The 19,751-nt window shown below is 34.9% G+C and carries 21 protein-coding genes; 20 read left to right on the plus strand and 1 reads right to left on the minus strand.

The genetic code is table 11. The features are described from left to right. Nucleotides 1-427 precede the first annotated feature (427 nt). From JCM15579_RS04240 to JCM15579_RS22225, 14 genes are all read left to right on the plus strand, one after another. Nucleotides 428-1,303 carry an electron transfer flavoprotein subunit beta/FixA family protein gene (locus JCM15579_RS04240; RefSeq protein WP_054716183.1) on the plus strand — a complete coding sequence of 292 codons (876 nt, stop codon included), beginning with the start codon at nt 428-430 and terminating at the stop codon, nt 1,301-1,303. Between the two features lie 75 nt (nt 1,304-1,378). Beyond that, nucleotides 1,379-2,398: an electron transfer flavoprotein subunit alpha/FixB family protein gene (locus JCM15579_RS04245; RefSeq protein WP_054716185.1), complete on the plus strand. Its 1,020-nt coding sequence runs from the start codon at nt 1,379-1,381 to the stop codon at nt 2,396-2,398. Between the two features lie 44 nt (nt 2,399-2,442). After that, on the plus strand, nt 2,443-4,158 hold the full coding sequence (locus tag JCM15579_RS04250; RefSeq protein ID WP_054716188.1) for an acyl-CoA dehydrogenase family protein: 1,716 nt from the start codon (nt 2,443-2,445) through the stop codon (nt 4,156-4,158). A 361-nt stretch (nt 4,159-4,519) separates the two neighbouring features. Continuing rightward, nucleotides 4,520-5,551 carry a putative porin gene (locus JCM15579_RS04255; protein WP_054716191.1) on the plus strand — a complete coding sequence of 344 codons (1,032 nt, stop codon included), beginning with the start codon at nt 4,520-4,522 and terminating at the stop codon, nt 5,549-5,551. Nucleotides 5,552-5,730: 179 nt separating this feature from the next. After that, complete coding sequence (locus tag JCM15579_RS04260) at nt 5,731-6,048, plus strand: hypothetical protein (RefSeq protein ID WP_054716194.1); 318 nt, start codon at nt 5,731-5,733, stop codon at nt 6,046-6,048. Beyond that, nucleotides 6,048-6,923, plus strand: a complete 876-nt coding sequence (locus JCM15579_RS04265) for an OprO/OprP family phosphate-selective porin (RefSeq protein ID WP_054716197.1) — start codon at nt 6,048-6,050, stop codon at nt 6,921-6,923. Before JCM15579_RS04260 ends, JCM15579_RS04265 begins: the two co-directional genes overlap by 1 nt. Before the next feature lie 146 nt (nt 6,924-7,069). Further along, a complete protein-coding gene (locus tag JCM15579_RS04270) occupies nt 7,070-8,305 on the plus strand; it encodes an OprO/OprP family phosphate-selective porin (protein ID WP_083464522.1) in 1,236 nt (411 codons plus the stop codon). Nucleotides 8,306-8,798: 493 nt separating this feature from the next. Beyond that, nucleotides 8,799-9,299 carry a hypothetical protein gene (locus tag JCM15579_RS04275; protein WP_054716202.1) on the plus strand — a complete coding sequence of 167 codons (501 nt, stop codon included), beginning with the start codon at nt 8,799-8,801 and terminating at the stop codon, nt 9,297-9,299. A 4-nt stretch (nt 9,300-9,303) separates the two neighbouring features. Continuing rightward, complete coding sequence (locus JCM15579_RS04280; RefSeq protein WP_054716205.1) at nt 9,304-10,089, plus strand: Rossmann-like and DUF2520 domain-containing protein; 786 nt, start codon at nt 9,304-9,306, stop codon at nt 10,087-10,089. Nucleotides 10,090-10,110: 21 nt separating this feature from the next. Beyond that, on the plus strand, nt 10,111-10,638 hold the full coding sequence (locus tag JCM15579_RS04285) for a KdsC family phosphatase (protein ID WP_054716208.1): 528 nt from the start codon (nt 10,111-10,113) through the stop codon (nt 10,636-10,638). 95 nt (nt 10,639-10,733) lie between these two features. Continuing rightward, on the plus strand, nt 10,734-11,687 hold the full coding sequence (locus JCM15579_RS04290; RefSeq protein ID WP_054716211.1) for a UbiA family prenyltransferase: 954 nt from the start codon (nt 10,734-10,736) through the stop codon (nt 11,685-11,687). A gap of 58 nt (nt 11,688-11,745) precedes the next feature. After that, nucleotides 11,746-12,324 (plus strand): Maf-like protein, encoded by a 579-nt coding sequence (locus JCM15579_RS04295; RefSeq protein WP_054716213.1) that lies wholly within the window; start codon nt 11,746-11,748, stop codon nt 12,322-12,324. Nucleotides 12,325-12,350: 26 nt separating this feature from the next. Beyond that, nucleotides 12,351-13,667, plus strand: coding sequence for a S46 family peptidase (locus JCM15579_RS22220; RefSeq protein ID WP_262493482.1), 1,317 nt, complete (start codon nt 12,351-12,353; stop codon nt 13,665-13,667). Continuing rightward, nucleotides 13,643-14,530 (plus strand): S46 family peptidase, encoded by an 888-nt coding sequence (locus JCM15579_RS22225; protein WP_262493484.1) that lies wholly within the window; start codon nt 13,643-13,645, stop codon nt 14,528-14,530. Before JCM15579_RS22220 ends, JCM15579_RS22225 begins: the two co-directional genes overlap by 25 nt. A 205-nt stretch (nt 14,531-14,735) precedes the next feature. Here the strand turns inward: JCM15579_RS22225 and JCM15579_RS04305 are convergent, their stop codons facing one another. Then, complete coding sequence (locus JCM15579_RS04305; protein ID WP_054716216.1) at nt 14,736-15,491, minus strand: hypothetical protein; 756 nt, start codon at nt 15,489-15,491, stop codon at nt 14,736-14,738. Nucleotides 15,492-15,860: 369 nt separating this feature from the next. Between JCM15579_RS04305 and JCM15579_RS04310 the strand changes: the two genes are divergently transcribed. From JCM15579_RS04310 to JCM15579_RS04335, 6 genes are all read left to right on the plus strand, one after another. Continuing rightward, nucleotides 15,861-16,208 carry a DRTGG domain-containing protein gene (locus JCM15579_RS04310; protein WP_157471331.1) on the plus strand — a complete coding sequence of 116 codons (348 nt, stop codon included), beginning with the start codon at nt 15,861-15,863 and terminating at the stop codon, nt 16,206-16,208. 9 nt (nt 16,209-16,217) lie between these two features. Then, nucleotides 16,218-16,631: an ATP-binding protein gene (locus tag JCM15579_RS04315; RefSeq protein WP_054716219.1), complete on the plus strand. Its 414-nt coding sequence runs from the start codon at nt 16,218-16,220 to the stop codon at nt 16,629-16,631. Then, entirely contained in the window at nt 16,632-17,999 is a 1,368-nt protein-coding gene (locus JCM15579_RS04320) for a [Fe-Fe] hydrogenase large subunit C-terminal domain-containing protein (RefSeq protein WP_054716223.1), read from the plus strand. Nucleotides 18,000-18,003: 4 nt separating this feature from the next. Further along, nucleotides 18,004-18,345 (plus strand): DRTGG domain-containing protein, encoded by a 342-nt coding sequence (locus tag JCM15579_RS04325; protein WP_054716225.1) that lies wholly within the window; start codon nt 18,004-18,006, stop codon nt 18,343-18,345. A gap of 99 nt (nt 18,346-18,444) precedes the next feature. Beyond that, nucleotides 18,445-19,188, plus strand: coding sequence for a PHP domain-containing protein (locus JCM15579_RS04330; protein WP_054716228.1), 744 nt, complete (start codon nt 18,445-18,447; stop codon nt 19,186-19,188). After that, nucleotides 19,185-19,721 carry an ATP-binding protein gene (locus JCM15579_RS04335; RefSeq protein WP_054716232.1) on the plus strand — a complete coding sequence of 179 codons (537 nt, stop codon included), beginning with the start codon at nt 19,185-19,187 and terminating at the stop codon, nt 19,719-19,721. Before JCM15579_RS04330 ends, JCM15579_RS04335 begins: the two co-directional genes overlap by 4 nt. The last annotated feature ends 30 nt before the right edge of the window (nt 19,722-19,751 follow it).

A 19,751-nucleotide genomic window follows, 5' to 3' on the forward strand; every position in this document is an offset into this window, starting at 1 on the left:
GAACATCAACATTAAATAGAGAAGATAGCATAGAGGATGGGTTTCATCCATGATTAATAAGCGATTTATTTCTTTATTAAGAGCTTGATAGTTTTGAAATTATCATTTATCCTTTGCGTAAATTATATCGAGAATCACTGATAGATAGTAGTATTCTAAGAGACTGTGATCTTGTAAAATAATAAAGGACCAATGAGTCTTTTATGAAAGGTTTTGTGTACGCAATTAAGATTTGTTTTAAGTATTCGAATCTTTATATTTGCTAAGCTCTGAATTTTACGAATTCAATGGTAAAATGAGCAAACCTGAATATAGAAATAATAATTAGTGATTAGTTGATTTACTTAGATACAGAATAAAGAGTCATTATTTTATTTCGAGGTATCTCAATAAATTAACGTCAAAACTGATGTAAAACACATATAGAATGAAAGGTTTAAAAATTGTTGTTCTTGCGAAGCAGGTTCCTGACACTAGAAATGTTGGGAAAGATGCTATGAAAGCGGATGGAACTGTGAACAGAGCGGCTTTGCCGGCAATCTTCAACCCTGAAGATTTGAATGCATTGGAACAAGCGTTACGTTTGAAAGATAAGTACGAAGGCACAGAAGTTACTCTTTTAACCATGGGACCAGGTAGAGCTGCGGAAATTATCCGTGAAGGTCTGTACCGCGGAGCCGACAATGGTATCCTTTTGTCTGACCGCGCATTTGCAGGTTCTGACACATTGGCTACTTCATACGCTTTGTCATGTACCCTTAAGAAAATGGGTAAAATTGATATTATCATTGCTGGTCGTCAGGCAATTGATGGTGATACTGCACAAGTAGGACCACAGGTTGCTGAAAAACTAGGATTACCTCAAATCACTTATGCCGAAGATATTGTATCTGCAGAAAAAGGTAATATTGTTGTGAAGCGTCGTTTAGAGAGAGGTGTTGAAACTGTTGAAGGTCAAATGCCAATGGTTGTTACTGTTAATGCTTCAGCTCCTGAATGTCGTCCACGCAACGCTAAATTCGTTATGAAATACAAGCATGCAAGAGCGGTTTCTGAAATGCAAAATGCTGATGAAGATTATATCGCATTACACAACAATCGTCCATATCTAAATATTGGCGAATGGAGTGTAAACGATATCGATACCAATGCAGAAGAACTTGGATTATCAGGGTCTCCTACAAAGGTGAAATCTATCGAAAACGTAGTTTTCCAAGCTAAAGAAGCTAAGGTTCTTGAACCAACCGATGCTGATATGGGTGAGTTAATGAAAGAATTAATTGCTAACCACACTATTGGGTAGAGGCGTAGCATGCTACATCTGTACAGGGGGATGTAATGCCTGTACAAATAAAGTGAAATTTAAAAAATTGAAACCGTGAATAACGTATTTGTATATTGCGAAATAGAAGAAGGTCAGGTTGCAGATGTGAGTCTTGAACTTCTTACAAAAGGTAGAAAGCTAGCTGACGATTTAAAGTGTGAGTTAGAAGCTATCGTAATCGGACATGAATTAAAAGGTGTGGAGAAGCAAATTATGCCTTATGGTGTTGATAAGGTTTGGGTTGCTGATGACAAACGCTTGTATCCATATACCACTCTTCCTCACTCTTCAATCTTGGTGAAATTATTTGATGAAGAAAAACCACAAATTGCTTTGATGGGTGCTACAAGCATCGGTCGTGATTTGGGACCTCGTGTTTCTTCAGCTCTTCACTCTGGTCTTACAGCTGACTGTACTAGTCTTGTAATTGGCGACCACGAAGACAAGAAAAACAAGAAAGAATACAAAGATTTGTTGTATCAAATTCGCCCTGCATTTGGTGGTAATATTGTTGCTACCATTATCAACCCTGATTGTCGTCCACAGATGGCAACTGTTCGTGAGGGTGTAATGAAGAAAGAAATTCTTTCTGATGCATACAAAGGAAAAGTTAAGAATATCGATGTAGAAAAATATGTGAAGCCGGAAGACTTTGTGGTTAAGGTAATCGAGCGTCACATGGAGAAGTCAAAAGTTAACATCAAAAACGCTGGTATTATTGTAGCTGGTGGTTATGGTGTTGGTTCTAAAGAGAACTTCAACTTGTTAACTGAATTGGCAGAAGTAATTGGTGGTGAAGTAGGTGCTTCACGTGCTGCTGTTGATGCTGGTTTTGCTTCTCACGAACGTCAAATTGGTCAAACTGGTGTTACTGTACGTCCTAAGTTGTATATCGCTTGCGGTATCTCAGGTCAGATTCAGCACACTGCAGGTATGGAAGAATCAGCAATGGTGATTGCGATCAATACCGATAAAAATGCACCAATTAACGCTTTTGCGGATTACGTAATTACAGGTGATGTTGCAACTGTAATTCCAAAAATGATTAAGCAGTACAAGGAAAATACCAAGTAATTGTTACTCGCTTAAATTATTAACATCAAAAGAAGAAAAGAGAAATGGCTAATTTCTATAGAGATAATGAGGATATGAAGTTCCACCTGGAGCATCCTCTAATGAAAAAAATTGTTGCACTTAAAGAGCGCAACTTCGAAGATAAAGACAAGTATGATTATGCTCCTCTTGATTTTGAGGATGCAATGGATTCTTACGATCGCACATTGGAGATTGTAGGTGAAATTTGTGGTGATATCATCGCACCAAATGCTGAAGGTGTTGACCAGGAAGGTCCACAGGTTGTAAACGACCGTGTAATCTATGCAAAAGGTACTGCTGAAAACCACGAAGCTTTAACAAAAGCTGGTTTAATTGGTATGTCTCTTCCACGTGAGTACGATGGATTGAACTTCCCAATTGTACCTTACGTAATGGCTGCTGAATTGGTATCTCGTGCTGATGGTGGTTTTGCTAACATCTGGGGGCTTCAGGATTGTGCTGAAACCATTCACGAATTTGCTTCAAAAGAGCAAAAAGCTGAATACCTTCCACGTTTTGCTAAAGGAGCTACTGCTGCAATGGATTTGACTGAGCCGGATGCTGGTTCTGACCTTCAGGCTGTACAGTTGAAGGCTACTTATAATGCATCAGAAGATCAGTGGTATTTAAACGGAGTGAAGCGTTTTATTACCAACGGTGATGGTGATGTTTCATTAGTATTGGCTCGTTCTGAAGAAGGAACTTCAGATGGTCGTGGTCTTTCTATGTTTATTTACGACAAGAAACACATGGCTGTTAAAGTGCGTCGTATCGAGCACAAGATGGGTATCATCGGTTCTCCTACTTGTGAGTTGGTATTTACCAATGCTCCTGCGGAATTGGTTGGTTCTCGTAAAATGGGATTGATCAAATATGTAATGTCACTAATGAACGGTGCTCGTTTAGGTGTAGGTGCTCAGTCAGTAGGTATTGCTGAAGCTGCTTACCGTGAAGGTTTGGCTTACGCTAAAGAACGCCGTCAGTTTGGTAAAGCAATTATTGAATTCCCTGCGGTTTACGAAATGCTTACTAACATGGAAGCCAAATTAAATGCTTCTCGTTCTGTTCTATACGAAACATCTCGTTTTGTTGATGTTTACAAAGCATACTTCCACATTTCTCAAGAAAGATCTTTAGATAAAGATGAGAAAATGGATATGAAGAAATATCAGAAATTAGCTGATGTATTCACTCCATTATTAAAGTTGTTCGCTTCTGAATTCTGTAACGAAATTGCTTACGATTCATTGCAGATTCACGCTGGTTCGGGTTATATGAAAGATTACCCAATCGAGCGTTTGGTTCGTGATGCACGTATTACAAATATTTACGAAGGAACTACTCAATTACAGGTAGTTGCTGCAATTCGTGGGGTAACCACAGGTGCATATCTTGGACAGATTAAGGAGTACGAAGCATCTGAATTGAATCCTCAGTACGAATACCTAAGAACTACTTTGAAAGGTATGACTGCTAGATATGAAGAAGCTGTGACAAAAGTAAATGAAATTAACGCTACTGCAGATCACAACGATTTCCTTGATTTCCATGCTCGTCGTTTGGTTGAAATGGCTGGTTACATTATCATGGGATACTTGTTGTTGACTGATACTACAAGAAATGACAAATACCATGCATCTTGTGAAGTATTCGTTAAAATGGGAAAAGCAAAAGTTGCTTCTTACCTTGAATACATCAAATCTTCAGAATTGAAAGATCTAGGTATTTTCAAAAAATAATAAAGTTTAAGACTTAATGTGAAGAGGTTTCCTTATTGGGAACCTCTTTTTTTATACCATTTAAATCTCAAAGTGAGTGTAAGCGAAACTGTGAAATATTAAATTGAAATGCCGATATATAATTAATTAGGTAATTGGAGTAATATGAACAAATGTCGCATATTAATTAATAATCTGTATTATTTTCTTTCCTGAAAACAATGAGTTATAGCTAATGTTAATTCATCGTTAATTCGAATTAACGATTCCTTAAAATATTTTTTCCTGCTATTTTTCTGAAAGGAATTAGTTTTGTCCGCAGTTATTAAGAAAATATGTCGACTTAATTGCATTAAGATTACATACTACTAAAACAAACCAAATGAAAGGAAAGAAATTATTTGTTAGTGCTTTGGCACTATTTTTAGGATTTGCTGCTGTAGCACAAGACAAATCAGAGTTTACTCCATCGGGTAAAGTAAATGGAAAGGTATTTTTTAACTATCATTACGATATGTCAGATGGTACAGATCAGGAAAGTAGTTTTGAAATTAATAGAGCTTACTTTGGATACGATTATAACATTGCTAAAGGTTTAAAAGCTAGTATTACATTAGATGTAGGCAAGAACGAAGGAGGTAGCTATTATACTGCTTATTTGAAAAAAGCACAATTGGAGTGGAAAGCTTCATCGGCTGTTAAGGTTTCTTTGGGTATGATTGGAACTGTACAATTCAAAGAACAAGAAAAATTTTGGGGATACCGTTATATCATGAAATCGTTTAACGACCAGTATGGTTTCGGTTCAAGTGCTGATTTAGGTATCAATGCTAACTTTAAATTAAGCGATGGTTTTTCTGCAAATGCTTTTGTGATCAATGGTGAAGGTTATAAAAAAGTACAAGACGAAGATGGCAAGCAAAAGGTTGGAGCAAGTTTAATCTACGAGAAAAAAGGATTTATTGCTAAAGTATACGCTGATGCCAATTCAGCAAAAGTTGTTGATGAAGGAGGAAATGAAGATGATGTAACTGTATCAGCTTTAGCGTTCTTTGCAGGATATAAATTCTCAGATAAATTCAAATTGGCAGCTGAATACAATATGTTGACCAATGGTACAAAGTACTCGAAAGTTGCTGAAGATCATGATATGGAAGGTTTATCAGTTTACTCTACTTATGCATTCGACAAAAAATGGGAAGTATTTGGAAGATACGATTACTTAACATCAAATACTTTGGAAGGCGAAACTGAAAAATGGAATGCTAAGAATGGTAGTGCTATTACTGCAGGTGTTCAGTATGCTCCAGTAAAAAATGTAAAGATGGCTTTCAATTACCAAGGTTATAACTTTAAGCAAGAGGGTATCGATAACAACTCATTATTATATGTAAATCTTGAGTTTAAGTTTTAAGAATTTTGATACGATCATAATTGATGGACAGGCTAAGGCCTGTCCATTTTTTTTATTTGTATTTTTGCAGGCTGGAAATATACTACCATTTAAATAGTAATAGGTATAATTTATTCTTAATCTAACATTACAATTTGTTACATTGTGAACTACAAATAAATAACCCTAAACAACCAACAATGAAAAAGTACTACCTAATTACTTTCTGTTTATTTCTGGCAGGAAGTTTATTCGCACAAAATTCTAATGACTTAAAGTTAAGTGTAAACAATGGGTCAATAAAAATGGCAACAGATGATGGGCAGTTTTCATTTGGTGTAGGTGGACGTGTCTACATGGATGCCGCAGCTTATTTTGATGATAAAACTGATTTAGGATCTGGATCGGAAGTAAGAGATATTCGTTTATTGTTGAAGGCTGATCTTTGGAAAAAATGGAATGCAAAAATTAATATTGCTTTGCCGACGGAGAGGTTTCGCTTAAAGATGTTTGGTTGATGTATAAAATCAACAAAAACAGTTTTGTGCGAGCAGGACATTTTTTGGAACCATTTGGTATTGAGCAAACCGAAAGTTCGAAAACAACCAAGTTTATGCATGCAGCAAGTACAATTGAAGCTTTCCGTCCAGGAAGAAATTTAGGATTCTCTTATGCAACCTGGAGTAAAAAGATATTCTGGGAAACCGGATTGTTTGGAAGTGATACTAATAACAAAACTGAAGGTGATGAAGGATATGGTTTAACCTCTCGATTTGTATTTGCCCCTATTCAAACAGATGGTGGACTGTTTCATATTGGTATGTCTGGAATTTACAGAACTGCCGATGCAACTGGATTCAATGAGTTAGGTGAAGAAAATCCCAAATCGATTCGTTATCGTTCAAGAGCTGCTACACATATTGAGAAGCGCCGATTTATTGATGCAAAAGTTTCTAATGCAGAAAGTCAGTGTAAACTAGGAGTTGAAATGATTGCAGCTTCAGGTCCTATTTCCATTCAAGGAGAATATATTTCTGCTAAGGTGAATCGCAAGTCGACCTTCGAAGATTATTCTGCGAAAGGTTTCTATACAAAAGTTGGATGGCTTGTAAAAGGAGGAAACTATAAATACAAAATGAAATCTGCTCGTTTGGCTAAACCAGGCCCGGGTTCGGTTGAACTTTTGGCGCGTTACAACCAAACCGATTTAAACGATAGCGATGCTTTGATTATGGGAGGAAAGCAAAAGGACATTACTGTTGGTGGTACCTGGTATGTGAATCACAATGTATTGGTAAAATTCCACTTTACAAATGTTGATTTGGATGAGAATGCCTTAAACGGAGAAGAAAACTTTAACATGATTCAAACTCGTTTACAGTTTTCATTCTAATTAACTTCAAAGAAAAAGCGAATATCGAGTTGTATTTTATGAGGTGCTATTTATTTAATAGCACCTTTTTATGTTATAATTTATTCTGAATCTTATTTTATGTATTGTTATATTTGATGCCTTATATAATAAATGTATAATTTAATATGAAGAATTTTACACTCTCTTTACTATTCCTATTGATAGTAGGAAATTCAATGGCTCAGAAAAATTCTACCCTGAATTGGATATTTCAAAATGATACCAGTCATTTTCAAACCAAGAATCAAAAATTCAAATTGCGATTTGGAGGAAGAATATTTGCAGATGCTGCATATTATTTTGAGGATAAAACAGAATTAGAGAGTGGAGGAGAAATAAGAGATTTGAGATTACGATTTGATTTGGCCTATGCAAAAAAATGGAGTGCAAGTATTAATGTTGATTTTTCAGAAATGGAAGTTAATATGAAGGATACTTACGTAAAATATAGCATTGATTCGAATAGTTTTCTTAGAGCTGGTTATTTTCTGGAGCCATTTGGTATTGAGCAAACAGAAAGTACCAATTTAACGATGTTTATGCACGTTGCCAGTACTGTTGAAGCCTTTAGGCCAGGACGGAATATTGGTGTTGAGTACAATTGGTGGAATAAATCTTATAATTTAGGATTAGGAATATTTGGTGATTTTGAAAAGAAAGAAGAGAAAGGTTCTTCCTACTACTATTATGGATATAATCCATATCATGGTCAAAATGAAAAATCTTTATCGTTTATTGGTTATGGTGTCTCCTCAAGACTTTCAATTGTACCTGTTCAAACCAATTGGAATATATTGCACCTTGGGGTATCTGGAAATTATTGGATTGTTGATAATGAAGATAAAACTGTTAAATATTATTCCAGAGCAGCTACACATATCGAAAATGAAAAATTTATTGGTGTGGAGATTGATAAGGCAAAATCACAATTGATGTATGGATTGGAATTGATATATGCTAATCAAAGTTTCTCGTTTCAATCGGAATTTATTAAAACTAGGGTTAATAGAGAGTCGGAATATCATGATTACATCGCTGAAGGTTGGTATGCGCAATTTGGATGGATGATTAAGGGTGGTAACTACAAGTATAATAAACAAACAGCCAGATTGTTTCAACCTAATAAAGGGGCTATAGAATTAACAGTTCGCTATAATGAAACAGATTTATACGATACAAGTAACTACTATTTTACAGGTATGGGAGGAAGGCAACGTGACTATACGGTAGGTTGCAATTGGTATATTACTCAGAATATGATGGCGAAATTAAATTATACCAATGTGGATTTGGATAAATATGCAATAAACGGAGAAGAAAACTTTAATATGATTCAAACTCGTTTACAGTTTTCGTTCTAAGAATAAAGTTAAGGAAATAAGAATATAATGCTGTCTTCAATGGACAGCATTTTTTGTTGGAGTCTAAAATGAAATTTTAACTAAAAAAATCATAAAACACATTTTCATTCATTCAGGGAGGGATAAAAAGAAGTTCATCACATTTGTAAAGTGCTCACCAAACCAATTTGAGGTATCAACACAGGCCTTTTTTTAGCAATCGAAGCCGTGTTTTCTTAACAAATCAATCCTGATTTGTCCATTTTAATTGTGTTTCCCTTCAGACAAGTGTTGATTTGGAACTTTAAGTTGTGTTGAGGCTTTCAAAAGGTCTTTTCTGATAAAAAATACGATTTTGTAAAATCCATAACATCTCGCCGATGTTTTCAAATTGCTCCGAGTACTTTCCAAAAGTCTCCATTTTTGCGATACCAACAAAAATACCCTCGAAATCGGAGCTCAGTGGTTCTGCATTGGAGTTAATGCAATTCGATAATATCTGTATATTTGCTACATGGATAAATCGCAAGCCGAACAAGAAAAAGAATTTATTAAACGGATTTTTATTGATGAAATAGGACGACTTCAGAAGGAAGGATTCTATTTCTTTTCGTTTATCGTTATGGGACAAGCTATTGAGGCGCTGGGATGCTTTATGGATAACAAACCATTAAAAGCTCGTGCCCAATCATCAAAACGATTCTCAAAATCATTAAATATCCTTATGGGGAATGATTATAGAGCCGTAAATAAAGATCATTGGTTGTACGATAAGTTAAGAAACCAGCTAACACATTCCTTTGTGCCAAGTAAATCTTTACTGCTTTGTTCAAGAGCCAATCAACCAGAAGAAGCAGATCATCTCGATTTTTTAGATGACAGACTGGTATTGGTGGCCGAGGATATGTATGAAGATTTGGTAAAAGGTTGCCACAAATTGTTTGGAATGATTGACAAGGGAAAAGTTCCTTTGAAGAAGATTGCTGCATCACCCGAGGAATTGGGCATTAAATAAAGCTATGAGTAAGATTAATAAAGTAGTTATTCTGGGAGCAGGAAATTTGGCTACACAATTGGCCATTGCATTAAATGATGCAGGTGTAAACATCATGCAAGTTTATAGCAGAACCATACAATCGGCTTCTGTTTTGGCAGAGAAAGTGAGTTCTACTTCGCTAACAGAAGTGAAGAAGCTGGCTGTAGATGCAGATTTGTACATTTTTGCCTTAAGCGATAAAGCTTTGCAGCCTGTATTAGATCAGTTATCAATTCCAATTGGCAATGTAGTTCATACCGCAGGAAGCATTCCTATGGATGTGTTTGATAATTATGCGGAATGTTACGGAGTGTTTTATCCACTACAAACCTTCTCTAAAGATCGAAAGGTTGATTTTTCAAATATTCCCATTTGCATAGAATCCAATAATTTGGGTTTACAAGAGGATTTGATGGAGTTGGCAGAAAGAATCTCAAATAATATTCATCTTATCGATTCTGAGCAAAGAAAGCAATTACATTTGTCGGCGGTATTTACCTGTAACTTTGCCAATCACATGTACAGCATAGGGCAAAAGTTGTTGGCAGAGAAGGATGTAGATTTTGATTTGTTGAAACCACTCATCAAGGAAACTGCTGAAAAGGTGCAGGAACTAGATCCTTTATCTGCACAAACCGGACCTGCCATCCGGTTCGACAAAGAAATCATGGCAAAACATGAGAATGAGTTAAAAGATTTACCTGATTTTCAAAAATTATATAGATTTGTCAGTGAAAGCATTTTTAAGATGCATTCAGAGAAGAAATAGAACAATTTACACACATAAAATATGGCTTTTTTTAAGGAAGATTTAATGAAAGTTAAGGCTTTCATTTTTGATGTTGATGGAGTACTTTCAACCGAATCGATTGTGATTGACTCCAATGGTGAAATGTTGCGTACTGCCAATACCAAGGATGGTTATGCTATTCAGTATGCAATTAAGAAAGGCTATCCTGTAGCCATTATTACTGGTGGTTTTTCTGATGCGGTTGAAAAGCGTTACCGCGGTTTGGGGATGACCGACATTTACATGGCTTCGAAGAATAAAATTAAAGATTTTGAAGATTTTATTGCCAAACACAATTTAGATCCGGACCACATAATGTATATGGGTGATGACTTGCCGGATTTTGAAGTGATGAAGAGAATTGGGGTTCCTACTTGTCCTGCAAATGCAGTTGAACAAATCAAAGCGATATCAAATTACATATCAGATAAAGATGGAGGATGCGGATGTGTGCGTGATGTAATTGAGCAGGTGTTAAGAGCACACTCAAAGTGGTACGAATCTGATACAAACATACAAAGCATCTAATACAATTAAGAATTAGTAATTATCAATGAATAATACCTTGAGTATAATAATGGATAGTTACAAATGAGATATTGATTCGGTAAAAAGCTAAAATCATGAGTAATTTTTTGAAGCTAATTCGTTTTCCAAACCTACTAATTATAGCATTGGTTCAGTATGTAATGCGGTATTTTATTATAGAACCAATCTTGGGGATCAATAGTATTAAGCTACAGTTTTCCGATGTTGAATTTGCCATGCTGGTTTTGGCCACAGTTTGTATGGCTGCTGCTGGCTATATTATTAACGATTATTTTGATACAAAGGCTGATCGTTTTAACAAAAAGGATGTAATTGTAGGAAGAAAAATTACCAGAAGAATTGCTTTGGTAATGCATCAGGTGTTAACTGGTATTTCAATTTTGCTTGGCGGATATGTATCCTATAGTGTAGGACATTGGCAGTTTGTTTTCATTTTTTTTATGGCTGGAGGCTTGCTTTGGTTTTATTCAACCTCTTACAAGTACTATTTTCTCTTGGGAAGTTTACTTATGGCAATGGTTGCAGCAGCAGTTCCATTATTGGTGGTTATTTATGAAATACCGCCTTTGAATAAAACTTATGCAGATGTTTTACTGGCTTCAAAAACAAATTTCAATTATTTACTGTATTGGGTTGGAGCATTCTCGTTTTTTGCATTTTTTGGAGTGCTGATCGGTCAATTTATCCGGGATATGCTTTCTTTAAAAGGAGATAAAGAAATTCAAAGACAAAGCTTACCAGTTGTTATTGGTTTGAAATGGGCAAAAGTGATTATTGTAGTATTGATATTATTTTTATCTGCATCAGTTTTTGGAGTTTGGTATCAATTCTTAAATGCGCCTATGGATAAAATTACGCCTTGGTATTTCACCATACTTATTATTCTGCCATTGATTTTATTAGCATATCAAGTAGTTAAATTTAAAGAAGGTGATCTATTTAAACTGGGCAAATTTTTACTTCGATTCGCTTTTTTGGCAGGAATATCTTATGCCTTTGTTGTCAATTATATTGTCGAAAAATTATAAAGATTAGTTATGAAAGTAATTCATAATTGATCATTTATAACTCATAATTAATAGAACCATGTTGAATAATCTTAAAGATTATCATTTAATATTAGCTTCTCAATCTCCACGTAGACATCAAATGTTGAAAGAATTGGGATTAGAATTTGAAATTAGAACCAAGGAGGTTGATGAGGTTTATCCTGAAGGATTGTCACCAGAAGAAATTCCTGTTTATTTGGCAGAATTAAAGGCTTCTGCATTTGAATCTGATTTTACAAACAATGAATTGGTAATTACTGCTGACACTATTGTATGTATTGACGATTGGATTCTAGGAAAACCTAAAGATAGAGAAGATGCATTTAAGATGTTAAGCGCGCTATCAGGTAGATCGCATCAGGTAATCAGTGGAGTTTGCTTAAAAAGTAAAGGTAAAAAAGTAAGTTTTTCCACTACCACCAATGTTCATTTTAAAGAGTTGTCAAAGCAAGAGATTGATTACTATATCGATAATTATGAGCCTTTCGATAAAGCTGGAGCCTATGGCATTCAGGAATGGATTGGCTTTATTGGAATTGATGGGATTGAAGGATCATACTTTAATGTTGTAGGTTTGCCAATTCAAAGATTATATGAAGAGTTAACAAGATTTTAAACAACTATACTAAAACATAGACCATTATGAGAAAGATTAGCTTGCTTTTATTGGCAGTATTACTGCTAATAGGAAGCACTGTGAAAGCGGATGAGGGAATGTGGATTCCAATGCTTTTAAAGAAGTACAATATTGAAGACATGCAGAAAGCTGGTTTCAAGTTAACTGCAGAAGATATTTACGACATTAACCAGGCATGTTTAAAAGATGCTGTGGTTGGACTTGGTAGAGAGGGAAGACCATTTCATCACTTTTGTACCGGGGAATTGGTTTCAGACCAAGGTTTGATGATTACGAATCACCATTGTGGATATGGTGCAATCCAATCACATTCAACCCTTGAGCATGATTACTTAAAAGATGGTTTCTGGGCCATGAGTCGTGAAGAGGAATTGGCAAATGAAGGAATTACAGCTTCATTTTTAATTCGTATGGCTGATGTTACAGTGAAGGTATTGGATGGTGTAACTGATGATATGAAGGAATCTGATCGTCAGAAGTTGATTAAGAAAAACACTAAAGCTATTATTGAAGAGGCGGAAAAAGATACTAACTACAGAGCAAGTGTGAAGGCTTATTTCAACGGTAATCAGTACTTCATGGCTGTATACGAAATCTTTAAAGATGTACGTTTAGTAGGAGCTCCTCCTTCAGCAATTGGTAAGTTTGGTGGTGATACAGACAATTGGATGTGGCCACGTCATACTGGTGACTTTTCAATGTTCAGAATCTATGCAGGAAAAGACAATAAGCCTGCTTCGTATTCAAAAGATAATGTGCCTTTAAAGCCTAAACAGTCATTCAAAATCTCATTAAAAGGAGTAAATCAGGATGATTTTACCATGGTTTTTGGATACCCTGGAACAACAACAGAATACCTGACATCTTATGCTTTAAAAATGATGACAGAGGTTGATAATCCTCATAAAATCAAAATCAGAACCAAGAAGTTGGATTTGATGCGTGCAGATATGGATGCTTCGCCAATGGTTAGAATTCAATATTCGGCTAAATATGCTGGTGTTGCTAACTCTTGGAAAAGATGGCAAGGTGAAATTAAAGGATTGAATCGATTGAATGCAATTGAGAAGAAAGAGGCTCTTGAGAAGAAATTTGAAGAGTGGGCAAACTCTACTCCTGAATTGAAGAAGAAATATGCTGGTATTCTGGCTAAAATGAAAGCATATTACAACCAGGTAACTCCACTTAGCTTAGCTCGAGATTATGCAATGGAAGCTGGATTTAGAGGAGCTGAAACTGTAGGTTTGGCTGGTAAATTCAAAACTCTATCAATCTTAAGAAAGAGGATTCAGAAAAGATTCAACCTGAATTATACAAATTAAAGGAAGAAAGTGCAAAATTCTTTAAGAATTTCAACCTGCCAACAGAGAAAAAATTACTGGCAGCTACTTTAAAAATGTATAGTGAAAATTTATCTGATGAATTTTTACCTGAGGAGATAAAGAATATCAAGCAAAAATACAAAGGTGATTTTGAGGCGTTTGCAGAAAAAGCATTTGCAAAATCGATATTTGCCAGTCAAGCTAAATTAGATCAGTTCATTGATAATTATAAAGTTTCTCAAGCTAAAAAATTAAGCAAGGATCCTTTGTTTGTATTATCAAGTGACATCTCATTTTTCTATGGCTCTAGAATAGCTCCTGATTACAATAAAATCATGGATCAGATTGATAAGCTACAACGCACATATATGGCAGGTTTAATGGAAATGCAACCAGAAAAGGTATTTTATCCTGATGCAAATTCAACTTTCCGAGTTCATTATGGTAAAGTGTTTGGTTATAAACCAAGAAATGCTGTAAGCTATGCTCATTACACAACACTGGATGGAATCATAGAAAAAGATAATCCTGAAATTTTCGATTACGATGTACCTCAAAAATTAAGAGATCTTTATGACTCAAAAGATTTTGGTGATTATGCAAATGCCAAAGGTGAAATGCCAGTTTGTTTTGCAGCAACCAATCATACTACAGGGGGAAATTCAGGTAGTCCGGTTTTGAATGCAAATGGAGAGTTAATTGGGTTGAATTTCGACCGTGCCTGGGAAGGTGTGATGTCTGATTTGATGTATGATCCTGAAATTTGTAGAAATGTATCTCTTGATATCAGATATGTTCTTTTTATTGTAGATAAGTTTGCTGGAGCAGGTTATTTACTTGATGAAATGAATATTGTAAGATAAGGTCATTTTTATATATTAACAAAAAAGGAATTACCGATTGGGTAATTCCTTTTTTTGTTTGATAATTAAACAGACATGAAAAGAAAACTAAAGTTGATGTTGTTTGTCTGTTTGTAATAATTACCCTAAAGTTAATATTCTATTTTAGAAATTACTAATCTTCTTTAGAGATTATGGGTTTACAGGTTCAATCTGTTTTTTCTAACTAATTGCACGGTAGGTAATAATCCTTTAATGGATTAATAAAAAGAATTGGGTTTTTATTATTACGCAAATGTTTTTTAATCTCAGCAGGACCAAAATATTTGTTTAATAATCCATTATTTTTTTGAGATAACAGAACAATTAAATCAGAGTGGAATTGTTCAGAAAACGAATAGGCATCTTGTTTCAACCAGTTACTACTTCTCTCTGATTTTACAATTTTATAATCAAAATTGAATTGCTCATACATTCTCTTGGTAAAAATTAGTGTAGCCTTAATTTTTCTTTGAGCTGATTCAGTTTTGTGGTTGGCAACAAATAAATGAATTACTGCCTGATTAAAGCGTCCAAAATAGCTTGCCCATATCATTTTTTCTTTTGTTTCTCTTTTGAAATCAACAGGCACAGTAATATTTTGGTAATTACACTTTTCCTCGCTTTTTTCTCCTAGCAAAATGCTTGGGATTTTGGCCTTGTATAAATAAGTGAAAACCTCATTCTGTTTAATCGCAGAAAGCTTACCTTTTGCAAATTCCGTAACAATAAAAATGGCTTCAAGTTGCTGAATTGTATTATTGGGTTCAATCGCCAGGTTTCCCAATGATATTTCCTTGTAAGCTATGTTTTCCGTATTCAGCTCATCAATTAAACTTATTGGCAATTTATTATTGGAAGTACTTTTTGAAATTTGGGCAAATGCTACCTCTGTTTTAAATATAGATGCTAGCTTAAATGCATGCACTATTGCCTTTCTCATATAATTTTGATCTTGAATAAAGACCAGTATATGTTGTGTTTTTCTCCCCATTAATTAAAGAAATAATTTGCTAAATGAGCAAAATGTATCCAGCTATAAGGCGAATATACTTAAAAAAAATCTCCTACCTAATAATAACAAACTTATAGTTTAATCTTAATTTTTAAATAGATTCTGAGAACTAAGGCTTAAAAACAAGATCGTATTTTTATTTAGAATTGATAGTTTATGGGGTATTATTTAGACTAATTATGTATTTGATTAAAATAAATCTATTCCTTTAAATATCATTTATTAATATACCTCAAATTCTTATCTTAGTGCCGTTAAGAAAGACTGAAAAGATAAACATAACTTAATACTGCGATAATGGTGAAAGTAGCAGATGTGGTTGATAAACTTAATGCGCGTGTTATTTGTGGAAGCAGTAATATGGATCAAGAAATTCAATTTGGATTTGCTTCGGATTTAATGAGTGACGTACTAACCATAGATACAGAAAATCTTCTTTTAATAACAGGTTTAAATAATCTGCAGACCATTCGTACATCGGAAATGTCTGATATATCTTTCATTTTGTTTGTAAGAGATAAGAAGGCAACAGAGGAAATGAAACAGTTGGCATGTGAGAATGAGATGACTTTACTTGAATGTGGTCATTCAATGTTTAGTGCTTGTTCAATTTTAAACGAGATAGGTTTACAGCCTGTGTATTAATAGACGAGAATGGAATTTAAGTTTGCAATAGAAGGCGGTAATTTTTCTAAAGCAGGATCAGCTTCGAGCGAAGTGAAAAAAATCCTAAAACAGCTAAATGTAAATCCTAAAATTATAAAAAGAACAGTTGTTTCATTATATGAGGCAGAAGTTAATGTTGTGGCTCATGCTTTTGAAGGCTGCATGAATGTGGATATTGATACTGACAAGATTATCGTAAAGATTGAAGATAAAGGTCCTGGAATTCCTGATATTGATCAGGCCATGCAAGAAGGATACTCCACAGCTACACCACAGGTAAGAGAAATGGGGTTTGGTGCTGGAATGGGATTGCCAAACATCAAGCGAAATTCTGATCAAATGAACATTACTAGCAAGGTTGATGTAGGTACAGAGGTTGAAATCATAAATTATTTCGGATAGATGGAGCAAACTCATTTTTATCACGCATTAAAGGTAGTTGATGAAGTGTGTATCGGATGTACGCACTGTATGAACGTATGCCCAACTGCCGCTATTCGTGTAAAAAATGGTACTGCTGATATAAATAAAAATGCTTGCGTTGATTGTGGTGAATGCTTACAAGCATGCCCTGTTAATGCAATAATTGTCGAGCAAGATGATTTCACTCAAATCTTTAACTATAAACAAAGAGTAGCTCTTTTACCTACTGTTTTACTTGGACAATTTCCTGATGATGTTTCCGAGGTTCAAATCTATAATGAAATTAAAAATCTTGGATTTACTCATGTTTATGAGGTAGATGGCGCTGTAGATGTGTTAATTGATTCTACTAAAAAATTCATGCACAAGCATCACCAGGAGAGACCTTTTATTTCAAGTTTTTGCCCTGCCATAGTTCGTTTAATACAGGTTAAATTCCCAGCTTTAGTTGACAATATTATTCGCTTAAAGCCTGTAATTGATATTTCTGCTCAGTTTTATCGCAAGAAACTAGAAGATAAAGGCTATTCTAAGGAAGAAATAGGAATTTTTTATGTGACTCCTTGTGCGGCAAAAATTGCTGCTGTAAAAAGTCCTGTGGGAGAGGAAGAATCTTTAATAGATGGAGTTATTAATATGGATTTCATCTATAATAAGGTTTTGTTGAGTATTAAGAATAGTAATAAGGAAACTAAAAAATATCCGGAAAATATTCATATGTCTCGACGAAGCATTGGTTGGACGTTAACAACGGGGGAGGCATCGAGATACTCAGGAAGGTGTTTGGCTATTGATGAGATTCATAATGTAATTGAAGTTTTGGAAAAGTTAGAGAACGAAGAAATAACGGATGTCGACTTTTTGGAACTTCGAGCTTGTGATCACTCTTGTGCTGGTGGAGTACTGGCAACGGAGAATCGTTTTCTTGCGATTGAACGTTTGAGAAAACGTGCAGCTTGGTATCATAGAAACAAGCCAATGATATTGCCCGAAAGAGAGATTGACCTGTATAAGCCATATTTGCAGGAAAACATCTCAATCAATAAAGTGGAACCACGATCGATTTTAAGTTTAGATTCGGATATGATGGTTGCCATGAAGAAAATGAAGAAAATTAATCGCATTATGAAAGTTCTTCCCGGAATCGATTGTGGAGCTTGTGGAGCACCACGCTGTCAGGCTTTGGCAGAGGATGTGGTTCAGGGGAAGGCTAAAATGACACAATGTGTTTTTCTTCAAAAGATGTTAACCAAAGAAGGTTTGATATCTCCTCAAGAATCATTTGATATTTCAGAAGATACTTGGGGTAAAAGCAGGTTTGAAAAAAAGAATTTAAACGATCATTAGTATTATGATAGTACAAGATATAGTTGAAAAATTAGGACTGAAAGTTTGTTCAGGAGCAAATGGATTGAATCGTGAAATTGAAGGAGGTTATACTTCGGATTTGTTAAGCGATGTTATGGGAAATGCAGATGAAAACCATGTTTGGGTAACATTGCAAACTCATAAAAATATCATGGCAATTGCCTCTTTAAAAGAATTGGCAGCTATTGTTTTGGTAAAAGGATATGAGCCTGAAGCAGATACTTTGGAACAAAGTAATGAGGAAGGAATTCCAATTCTTTCTTCAGAGGAGGAAGCTTTTGAACTGACTGGGAAATTATATGAAATCATAAATCAGGCAAAGTAGAATGAAACAAGCATGATTAAAATAATTATTAAATAGTAGGACAATAATTATTTTAATCTTGTGGCTTCCATCTGACAAATTGCTAAAAATTATAAACAGATGAACAAATACCGGGCAGATTTGCATACGCACACTGTTTTATCTCCCTGCGGAGACTTGGAGATGAGTCCGGTAAATATTGTTCAAAAAACCAAAGAATGTGGTATTGACATATTGGGAATAACCGACCACAATTCAACTTTGCACGCACCGCTAATTAAAGAATTGGCAGCAAAGGAAGGAATTATGGTTTTGATGGGAGCAGAGGTAACAACCAAAGAAGAGGTGCATTGCTTGTGCTTTTTTGAGAATGAGGAAAAGCTTTCTGAATTTCAGAAATACTTAGATCAGCATTTGCCAAAAATACCTAATGACGAGAATAAATTTGGATATCAGGTAGTGGTAAACGAGAAAGAGGAGATTATTGATGAAATAGAATGCCTTTTGATTTCAGGATTGAATCAAAGTATAGAAGAAATTGAAAGAAAAGTTCACGAATTGGAAGGATTGTTTATTCCCGCTCATATTAATAAGATGATGAACAGCATTATCAGTCAGCTAGGATTTTTACCTCCGGATTTGAATGTTGATGCATTGGAACTCTCTCATCATATAACAAAAGAAGAGTTCTTAAAAAAGAATAAGTATTTGAGCAAGTACAACTTTATTAAAAGTTCGGATGCTCATTATATAGAAAATGTCGGAAATAAGTGGACCAATTTCTTTATGGAAGAATTAAGTTTTTGTGAAGTAAGAAAAGCGTTGAGATTAGAAGAAGGTCGAAAAGTAGAGATTGAAGAATGAAAGATTTGTCGATGCACATAATGGATATCATCCAAAATTCAGTGAGAGCTGAAGCATCTTTGGTTGAATTGAAAATTACCGAAAGTCAGAAAGAGGACTTGTTTTCAATCTCGATTAAAGACAATGGTTTTGGAATGTCTGAAGAGGTATTGGCTAAAGCGATTGATCCTTTTTTTACAACCAGAACTACACGTAAAGTAGGTTTGGGATTGTCATTGTTAAAGCAAAATGCTGAAATGACAGGAGGAAAGATGGAGATATCATCTAAGGTAGGGGTTGGTACTGAGTTGAAAGCAACTTTTTCACACAAGCACCTTGATCGACCTGCATTAGGAGATATAGCAGGAACAATGGTCTTGTTGGTTGGGGCAAATCCTGAAATGGATTTTGTTTACACGCATATTACCGATGGGGGTGAATATATTTTTGATACAAAAGAAGTAAAGGAAGTTTTGGATGATATGCCGGTTTCAGATCCGAATATCATGCGATACTTAAAGGAAATGATTAAAGAGAACCTAAACACATTATAATATAGATAATTAAATTCTAACCTTTAATAA

The sequence above is a fragment of the Marinifilum fragile JCM 15579 genome (assembly GCF_001310955.1).
Lineage (GTDB): Bacteria > Bacteroidota > Bacteroidia > Bacteroidales > Marinifilaceae > Marinifilum > Marinifilum fragile.

What these genes read in the sequence shown, in the direction of transcription:
- JCM15579_RS04240 (WP_054716183.1), top strand. Translation starts at nt 428, where the DNA reads ATGAAAGGTTTAAAAATTGTTGTTCTTGCGAAGCAGGTTCCTGACACT.
- JCM15579_RS04250 (WP_054716188.1), top strand. Translation starts at nt 2,443, where the DNA reads ATGGCTAATTTCTATAGAGATAATGAGGATATGAAGTTCCACCTGGAG.
- JCM15579_RS04255 (WP_054716191.1), top strand. Translation starts at nt 4,520, where the DNA reads ATGAAAGGAAAGAAATTATTTGTTAGTGCTTTGGCACTATTTTTAGGA.
- JCM15579_RS04260 (WP_054716194.1), top strand. Translation starts at nt 5,731, where the DNA reads ATGAAAAAGTACTACCTAATTACTTTCTGTTTATTTCTGGCAGGAAGT.
- JCM15579_RS04265 (WP_054716197.1), top strand. Translation starts at nt 6,048, where the DNA reads ATGTATAAAATCAACAAAAACAGTTTTGTGCGAGCAGGACATTTTTTG.
- JCM15579_RS04270 (WP_083464522.1), top strand. Translation starts at nt 7,070, where the DNA reads ATGAAGAATTTTACACTCTCTTTACTATTCCTATTGATAGTAGGAAAT.
- JCM15579_RS04275 (WP_054716202.1), top strand. Translation starts at nt 8,799, where the DNA reads ATGGATAAATCGCAAGCCGAACAAGAAAAAGAATTTATTAAACGGATT.
- JCM15579_RS04280 (WP_054716205.1), top strand. Translation starts at nt 9,304, where the DNA reads ATGAGTAAGATTAATAAAGTAGTTATTCTGGGAGCAGGAAATTTGGCT.
- JCM15579_RS04285 (WP_054716208.1), top strand. Translation starts at nt 10,111, where the DNA reads ATGGCTTTTTTTAAGGAAGATTTAATGAAAGTTAAGGCTTTCATTTTT.
- JCM15579_RS04290 (WP_054716211.1), top strand. Translation starts at nt 10,734, where the DNA reads ATGAGTAATTTTTTGAAGCTAATTCGTTTTCCAAACCTACTAATTATA.
- JCM15579_RS04295 (WP_054716213.1), top strand. Translation starts at nt 11,746, where the DNA reads ATGTTGAATAATCTTAAAGATTATCATTTAATATTAGCTTCTCAATCT.
- JCM15579_RS22220 (WP_262493482.1), top strand. Translation starts at nt 12,351, where the DNA reads ATGAGAAAGATTAGCTTGCTTTTATTGGCAGTATTACTGCTAATAGGA.
- JCM15579_RS04305 (WP_054716216.1), bottom strand. Translation starts at nt 15,491, where the DNA reads ATGAGAAAGGCAATAGTGCATGCATTTAAGCTAGCATCTATATTTAAA.
- JCM15579_RS04310 (WP_157471331.1), top strand. Translation starts at nt 15,861, where the DNA reads ATGGTGAAAGTAGCAGATGTGGTTGATAAACTTAATGCGCGTGTTATT.
- JCM15579_RS04315 (WP_054716219.1), top strand. Translation starts at nt 16,218, where the DNA reads ATGGAATTTAAGTTTGCAATAGAAGGCGGTAATTTTTCTAAAGCAGGA.
- JCM15579_RS04320 (WP_054716223.1), top strand. Translation starts at nt 16,632, where the DNA reads ATGGAGCAAACTCATTTTTATCACGCATTAAAGGTAGTTGATGAAGTG.
- JCM15579_RS04325 (WP_054716225.1), top strand. Translation starts at nt 18,004, where the DNA reads ATGATAGTACAAGATATAGTTGAAAAATTAGGACTGAAAGTTTGTTCA.
- JCM15579_RS04330 (WP_054716228.1), top strand. Translation starts at nt 18,445, where the DNA reads ATGAACAAATACCGGGCAGATTTGCATACGCACACTGTTTTATCTCCC.
- JCM15579_RS04335 (WP_054716232.1), top strand. Translation starts at nt 19,185, where the DNA reads ATGAAAGATTTGTCGATGCACATAATGGATATCATCCAAAATTCAGTG.